Origin of the sequence: Thalassobacillus sp. B23F22_16, from assembly GCF_043496955.1 — a bacterium.
GTDB lineage: Bacteria > Bacillota > Bacilli > Bacillales > Halobacillaceae > Thalassobacillus > Thalassobacillus devorans_A.
This window is the reverse complement of sequence record NZ_JBIEKD010000026.1, coordinates 44,049-50,364: the sequence shown is the minus strand read 5'-3', so window position 1 is coordinate 50,364 and position 6,316 is coordinate 44,049. Positions and strand designations below refer to the sequence as shown.

Below are 6,316 nucleotides of genomic sequence, written 5' to 3'. Positions count from 1 at the left end.
TACCGTTAAGGTTTGCCCAGGATCCGGCTAAGATGATAAGTTCCATGCGGCCACCCCTCCTTTTGGTCAGAATGGCGGGAGGGGATCCGACTACATATATTTTAGCAAGAAATTCCATGTAGCGGGGAGAATAATAAGAATTTATTTCTTTAATGGGAAAATTTTAAAAACAACACCAGAAAGTCCCTGTATCCAGGGGCTTGTCTACCGTATAGCGTTAGTGTCACAAACGTGATAAACTAGCGTTATAGAGGGAGCCGGGTAACAAAAGTTTGGCCGCTGCTGTTACCCCGCTTCCGGTCATTACAGAAAACGCAAGATTAATGCGAGGACGACTAAAGCCCAAATAGTATTAGCTTGTCTATCCATTCATCTCACCTCCTAAAAATACCTCTTAATAGTAATATAGCAGGGGTACACCCCTTTTCTAAAATCCACCTTCCGTTTCTCATTTTCTATGAGGGGATAATTCTAAATCAAGATACAATTGATTAAATAAAATCGTACCATGCATTGGAGGGAGACCCTCGCCAATCTTTAATGCACTTTTATCACAACCCCTTTAAAAGTAATATAGCAGTTGCACCCCTTCTTCTGAATATGTTCATAATCACTAATACCGATCATCACTCGTTTTTTCTCAACTTCTATAAATTAATTTTAGCACCGTTATTATTGCCACTCACGATAAAATTGCCGTAAATAAAATACTCTATATAAGTATCATAGCAAGAATGTCACCGCTATTCAGCTGGATGTATTCTTTAATTTGTAGAATTGGCGTTCCAATAAAATATACCCTGCAAAAGTATTGTAGCAAGTATTGAACCGATAATCAGTTGGGTGTTAGTAGGTTTTTATAAAAAAACCCGGCCAAAAGAAGCGGGTCACTGAAAAAAATGCTTTTAAATCAAAAAGGTAGAAGTGCACCTACTATATTTAGGTGCCTTCTACCTTTTTTACCCTCCATATTTTCTAAAAGCCTCCTCAAATCTTTAGGAAGGGAAGACTGTTCGCTCGACTTGCCAAGTCTGTAAAAACAACCGATGAAGAATAGCTTCCGCTTAAAGAATATGAGGTTTGGTGCAGAAGCCCACCAATGAAATATTTGGTATCATTATACCGAGAAAACAAAAAGCATTCTTTTCATTTGACGTAAATTGGCTCTGTTACTCTTTACGCAAGGATATTCTCGAGATCTCGTAATTACTGAACGCAATAAAACTGTCACTTTTATTACTTTCCTATGGTTGCTTCTTTATATTTTTCAAATAAGAAAGCAACACGGTCCTCATCTGATTTGAGTGTCTTCCCATATGCTTTTTCCACTGCTTTATCCAGATCATGATGCGCCTTCAATAAATCTGGCGGTGTGGCCAATGGATCGTATAAGTCTGCCAGTGAACTATCAGGATAGCCCGCTCGAATATCCAGGATTTTTTGCGCTTTCTTTTCAATGGTGTCTTTTTGTTTTTCCGTTGGATCAGGGAAAATAAAGTTATTATAGACTAACGTATTTGAATACCGATAACGACTCTCAAGTCTTCCAGCAACTGTACGCATCCAAGCCATATGCATGGATGAATTCAAAATACCAAACAAATAATTATCAGCATTTTCTACTTGAAAAGCTAAATTACTACATATCGTCGGTGCTTCAAAATAACCGATTGGAACAATTTTTCTATTTTCTGATGTAACTTGAGGAATAACCAAAATATCTCCATTTGTAACTTGATCATAAGGAAATCTGGTCGGAAAATCTGCCCATTTGTTAGTATCTGGCCTCTTGCTTTCTATTCGCATTTTTCTAACTGCTTCGACCCTCTCCAGTACATAAGGCATCTTTCTTAATTCAGCCGGAGGACAGTCAGCTAAATATAAACAAAATCTTTTAATCCCATTTATCAACTCATTCGACCCAACCCATGGACGAAAGTACTTTTCTGATTTTGGTTCTTTCGAGATGAATTCATCCATCTCTTTTTCTGTAAATAAGTAGTTGCCCCCGTCAATAGGTTGACTTCCCCATACCATGGGCGTAGCAGCAGAGGAAATAGGTTTTGACCTTCTCTCGATAAATACAGTAGGTGCATCTAACAAATATTGATTAATCTTATCAACCATTCTTACGGTAGGTAGTCCTTTAATGTCTGGGTAAGCAAAAATCTTTTTAGGTAAACCCTTTATACAACTGAATCCAATAATTACACAATAAACTGCCGCCTTACCTTTAGCTTCATTGTTCCACTGGAATGTTTGGTGAGCAAAATGAATTTCTACATCCTTTTGATGCATTAAATATTTCCATAATACAATTGCTTGTTCACCTTGTGTTATAGAGTTCGTCGAAACAAGTCCTGCTTGAATATTAGTAAACCTTATATAATCCGCAGCTTTAACATACCAAGCAGTCACAAAGTCTAAAGCTCCAGGTTTTTTTATGTCCTTCACAACTTTCTTCATGTCTTGCTTTTGAAGCTTTGTCATAAATCTTGATCCTATAAATGGAGGATTACCAAAAATATAGTTTAACTCTTTCTTAGAAACGACTTCTTCCCAATCCAATTGAAGTGCATTCCCATGAACAATATTCGGTCGCTTCGTTAAAGGTAACCGGGCAAAGTATTGACCGAATTCATTACTTACCTGCATGTTCATCTGGTGGTCCATCAGCCACAAAGCAACTTGAGCAATCTGAGAAGCAAAATCATCGATTTCAATACCATAGAATTGATCAACGTCTACTCGAACCCAAAAATCAATATCAAGTGTCAATTCTCCTCTGAGAAGTTCTCGGATGACTTCCATTTCGAGAAGACGCAATTCACGGTAAGCAATAATCAAAAAGTTCCCACAACCACAGGCAGGGTCAAAAAATCTAAGTTCCGCTATCTTATTGTGAAAGGCCTCTAACCTCTTATCACGCTGCGTTTTAAGGTTTTTGATCTTCTCAAACTCCGCCCATAACTCGTCCATGAATAGAGGCTTGATGACTTTTAAAATGTTCTCTTCGCTTGTGTAATGAGCACCAAGTTCTCGCCGTTGCTCCGTATCCATAACGCTTTGGAATAGAGAACCAAATACAGCTGGTGAAATTTTCCCCCAGTTCAGTGCAGAACTTTCCAGCAACAACTCACGCATCTCTGCATCGAAAGTGGCAGGAGGTAAACGATCCTCAAATAGCTTCCCGTTCACGTATGGGAACTTATTAAGCGTTTCATCAATATTCGTTGTACGATTTTCTACAGGCGTGTTCAGGGTTTCGAATATTCCGGCTAAATGAAGCCCTAAATCACGGCCATCCTCCCGCGTTTCCATGTCAATATAGTCTTTGAAAATGTTTTTTTCAAAAATGCCTGTGTCATCTGCGAATAAGCAAAATAAAAGCCGCACAAGGAACACTTCTAACTCATGGCCAGCATATCCAATGGCCTTTAACTTATCGTGCAATTCTCCCATCTGTTCCGCAGCTTGGATGTTCACAGGATCCTGTTCTTTAATCTCCTGCTTTTGATAGCCAGCAATAAACCCAAATAACTCAATATTTTGCGGTAATTGGCTCAGTTTAATGCGCCGTTCTCCGCCTTCATCAAGATCGTAAAGCACAAAATTCTCAAAGTCTGAGACCAATATGTACTTAGGTAGCTCTGTCTCTTTAAGACCTGGAAAATAATCTTTTGCTTGATTATAAGCTTTCTCTAAATCACGCCCTCTGGACTTATGTTCAACCAGCAAGACACCTTTCCATAGCAAATCAACAAAGCCTTGCTCTCCACCAGCTTTTTTAACGCTTTGTTCAAACGTTGCTACTCGCCGACGAGAAATTCCAAATACATGAAAGAATGCATCCCAAAAGGACTTAGCATCGGCACTTTCGTTTGATGCATCCTCCCATTCTTTAGAAAATCGGACAGCTCTATCTCTGATTTCGTTCCAACTCAACAATGACATACAATCGTTCTCCCCCTAACTTCAACCTCAATGCAGTGCAGTAAAACTTCCTTGGGTTTCTAACACGAATTTAATCATTATACTTTAATGAACATCATCCCCTGAAATTACCACTATTTACTATTCTAAGTTAGCCTTAGCGACTGCACAAGGGACTGATCGAAAAGCAAATAACGCTTTTCGTCATTCCCTACGTGTCGCTTCGGTATTAAACGCCTCGATAACTAGGAATTGTAAGGCTCATTTCTTCGCCAACACTCTCTAAGTTCCTGATCCGTTTACCTACGGCCATACCGAACGAGTCGAGGTTCAAAACTCTAAAAACATCAATTTCCAGGAAAGCAGACATACGTCTGCTTTTTTATTTTGGTTATTTTTCCTTTTGCACTCCGAATCGTAAAACATCCCAAATCTTCTAACCTTACAGCAGGCAGGACACCCGAACCTTCCCTGCTGTAAGCCAAGAAGATGAAAAAGAAGTCCATAATCTTTCACGGCATATCCTCGCTTCACTACGGTATTCCATGGCTTTATGGACTCCTTTTTATGGTCGTTTTGAGATTCTCCATAGCAAAAGGGAAAAATAATTCCCTTTTGGGGAACAACCTTCGCTTCGGAATTCCAAAGGAAAAATAAGGAGGAGAAAACCATGAGTAAAAAAATCTATGAAATGATTACAAACCAAATCATCGAGAAGTTAGAGCAAGGGAGCGTACCATGGAGAAAGCCTTGGGTCAATGGAATAGCGGTAAATTGGAAGACACAAAAGCCTTATCGAGGGATTAATACCATGCTTTTAGATGGTGGGGAGTATGCGACCTTTAAGCAAATCAAGGAAGCAGGAGGAAAAGTCAAAAAGGGTGAAAGATCCCACATTGTCGTGTTCTGGAAGATGATAAAAGTGGAAGATGAAAAAACAGAAGAAGAAAAAAGCGTTCCGTTGCTACGGTATTATCGAGTTTTTGAAGTTGGGTCCCAAGTGGAAGGATTAGAAAGAAAACGAACCTATGAAACTTTCGATCATGACCCCATAGAAGAAGCTGAAAAGGTAAAGAAAGAGTATTTCAATGGACCATCTTATAGTTTTCAAGGTGGGAGAGCTTACTACATTCCTTTTGAGGATCGCGTCAATGTTCCGCCCAAAGAGGATTTTGAAGATATCCACGAATACTACAGCACTCTATTTCATGAAATGATACACAGTACCGGCCATAAAGATCGGCTAGATCGAGCAGGAATTACAGAGAAAATCAGATTTGGAAGCGAAAATTACAGTAAGGAGGAACTAATTGCTGAGTTAGGGGCTTCGATGCTTTGCGGGGTGACAGGAATTGAAAATAATACCATTGATAATAGCGCCTCTTATATACAATCGTGGTTAAAGAAGTTAAAAGACGATAAAACCTTAATTGTCAGTGCTTCTCAAAAAGCGCAGAAAGCAAGCGATCATATTTTAGGGATGTATTAATTAACATAATCCCTGTATGAAAAAACATACAGGGATGGTTTATACTAATAAGACAGGTTGTAATTACGAATAAGGAGCTTGTATATAGATGTCAAAGTTAATTGAGTACCAAATAGAATATGAAATAATTGTACATTCCCATTTGAATAATTCACAGAAAGACAGAGAGTTAGCGCAATTAATGAGTTCAATGGAAAAGGAATTCTCTATCCCTGCTTTAAGAAATGAAGAATGGGAGAAGAAAAACAAAAAGGTAATTTCCTTATACAGAAAAATATCGTTAAGCAGAAACTTTGAATAATTGTGCAACACTATATCTTTGTTAACATTGTTGACGATTTCCTTTATAATGGAGTTAACAATGTTAACAGAGGTGTGAATGATGAAAAAAGCTACTTCTCTTATCGTGAAACAACTACCGTTTATTGAAAAGATACTTCAGTCTGGTGAAAGTGTGAATCGTACGGAAGATTCTAGTGTAAAGCTCAATGAAGTTGAAAAGACTTTTTTGCAGCTGGTGTTATTTTTCGAGAATCCAGAGAAGGAAAACTTTAAAATAGCATCTCTTTATAAGCACTTGGATGATGAATGGCTAGAGTTAGCGTTACAAGCCATCTATGTGTTTTTCTCGGAGGATACGTATTTAATGAAAACCTCTACCTTCAGTGTCATTAAGGAAAATGATGCGTATAAAAATCAAACGCAGTTTGCTCAGTACCTAAAAAGTAATGGTCTTCAATATGATCGATCGAAAATCAACGTTTATTTAAAGAGAGGAATCATCCCAAAACCTGATTTAGAAATAGCTGGTTCAAAGTATTGGAAAGGATCTACTTGTGAAGCTTTTTTAAAAAAAGAGCAAGCACGAACAAAACAATAGAAAGGATGAATTAA

The 6,316-nt window shown here is 38.2% G+C and carries 4 protein-coding genes; 3 read left to right on the top strand and 1 reads right to left on the bottom strand.

What is annotated here, in order from left to right:
* Positions 1-1,236: 1,236 nt before the first annotated feature.
* On the bottom strand, positions 1,237-3,954 hold the full coding sequence (locus ACGTNI_RS16800) for a class I SAM-dependent DNA methyltransferase (RefSeq protein WP_394463836.1): 2,718 nt from the start codon (positions 3,952-3,954) through the stop codon (positions 1,237-1,239).
* Between the two features lie 649 nt (positions 3,955-4,603).
* Between ACGTNI_RS16800 and ACGTNI_RS16795 the strand changes: the two genes are divergently transcribed.
* The 3 genes from ACGTNI_RS16795 (at position 4,604) to ACGTNI_RS16785 (ending at position 6,302) form a co-directional block, all read left to right on the top strand.
* Entirely contained in the window at positions 4,604-5,422 is an 819-nt protein-coding gene (locus tag ACGTNI_RS16795) for an ArdC family protein (RefSeq protein WP_394463835.1), read from the top strand.
* A gap of 88 nt (positions 5,423-5,510) precedes the next feature.
* Positions 5,511-5,723: a hypothetical protein gene (locus tag ACGTNI_RS16790; RefSeq protein WP_394463834.1), complete on the top strand. Its 213-nt coding sequence runs from the start codon at positions 5,511-5,513 to the stop codon at positions 5,721-5,723.
* A gap of 81 nt (positions 5,724-5,804) precedes the next feature.
* The gene (locus ACGTNI_RS16785; protein WP_394463833.1) at positions 5,805-6,302 is read left to right on the top strand and encodes a hypothetical protein; all 498 of its coding nucleotides are present in this window, start codon (positions 5,805-5,807) and stop codon (positions 6,300-6,302) included.
* Positions 6,303-6,316: the final 14 nt, after the last annotated feature.